Genomic DNA, 1,232 nt, shown 5'->3' with positions numbered 1-1,232 from the left:
TGGGGGGGGGGGGTTGGTGTTTTTTATTTTACCCCCACCACCCCCGTTTCTTTGGCGGGGGGGGGCGGGCCCCCCCCGCCCCTCGTCGCGTCCAGGTCGCCTGTGATGCGCCGCCGGTGGGTGCTACAGCACCGTCGAGAGAGGTTCGACCCAGCACCTTTGCACGTGGGGCTCGACCAGCCGCATCGCCTCCTCGGCGTCCGCTTCGGTCAGGAAGACCCCGACGTTGTGTCGGCTCCGGCGGCCGTTTGTCTCGGTCACCGCGGTGAGCAGGTACACGGAGCCGCGTCGCTCTCGGCGCACGCCCTCCGGCAAGCCAGCGAGGAACGCCTCCGCGACCTCCTGGGGTGAGGCGATGTCGACCTCGCCGCCGACCCCGGCGAGTGGTTTGGTCGGCCACACCGGGTAGTACGGGCTGACGGTGTTGAACAACGACGGCAAAAGGTGCGACAGGACACCCTCACGCCAGGCGGCGGCGAGGGTAACGACGTGACCGCTCACCCCCTCGCTTTCCAGGATGAGCACGCGCGCCTCCTCCGGGCGGTAGATGGTGATCTCCCGCTCGATCGAAGCGGCCTCCTCGTCGGTGGCGCACCGGATCAGCAGGCCGTTGTACCCGTCCTGCATCCGAACCGCCGTGATCGGCGTGAACAGCACCTCGACGGTCGTCGGAAGGCGGCTGTCGGATCCGGGAAGGCGATCGGCCCGCAGCAGCAGTTGGCTGTGCGTCGCCGAGTACGACCAAAGTGAGAAAAAGCGCTCGCTACGGAAAAGTTCGACACCGGGCTGGAAGTCTTCGTCCCGCTGGAGCCACACACTCGACGTCATTCGATCACCCTCGGTCTTAGAGACGGCTGTGGTTAATATCAGCATGTCCATATTCCGGTGACATTCCCGACGCTAGATCGAGATTGGTCCCGATCGCGTCGCGCGGCGGAACGGGGTCCTGATACGGACTCGGACAGGTTTGGAGATCGGGCTGGCCGCGCAGTTGTCGGCGGGAGCTGATCCCGAGCGTGCGGATGGTGCTCAGGTGCGCGTCGACCGTGCACGGGATGACGGGGTGTGGCGGTGAAGTTGGGACGCTGTCCCAGGCCAACGCGATCACGCGGGGCGGCGGGTACTTTGTCTCTCCGGCGATCCGCCGCATCAGGCGGTAGTACACCCGCGCGGTCTGCCGCTTGAAGACCGTGTCGGTGCTGCGGTCGGCGCGTACCCCGTACACCACGTCG

General features: G+C 66.7%; 1 protein-coding gene and 1 pseudogene. Both read right to left on the bottom strand.

Features of this window, described 5'->3' with window-relative positions; all coding sequences use genetic code 11:
• Window positions 1-123 precede the first annotated feature (123 nt).
• A complete protein-coding gene (locus AB0M52_RS34025) occupies window positions 124-879 on the bottom strand; it encodes a hypothetical protein (RefSeq protein ID WP_363962008.1) in 756 nt (251 codons plus the stop codon).
• Window positions 845-1,232: pseudogene (locus tag AB0M52_RS34020) on the bottom strand (hypothetical protein); the annotation flags it as partial. The gene AB0M52_RS34025 and the pseudogene AB0M52_RS34020, both read right to left, overlap by 35 nt.

It is taken from the genome of Micromonospora sp. NPDC051296 (assembly GCF_040682255.1).
In the GTDB taxonomy this organism is placed as follows: Bacteria; Actinomycetota; Actinomycetes; order Mycobacteriales; family Micromonosporaceae; genus Micromonospora; species Micromonospora craterilacus.
This window is presented reverse-complemented; position numbering and strand designations above follow the sequence as displayed.

What these genes read in the sequence shown, in the direction of transcription:
- AB0M52_RS34025 (WP_363962008.1), bottom strand. Translation starts at nt 879, where the DNA reads ATGGACATGCTGATATTAACCACAGCCGTCTCTAAGACCGAGGGTGAT.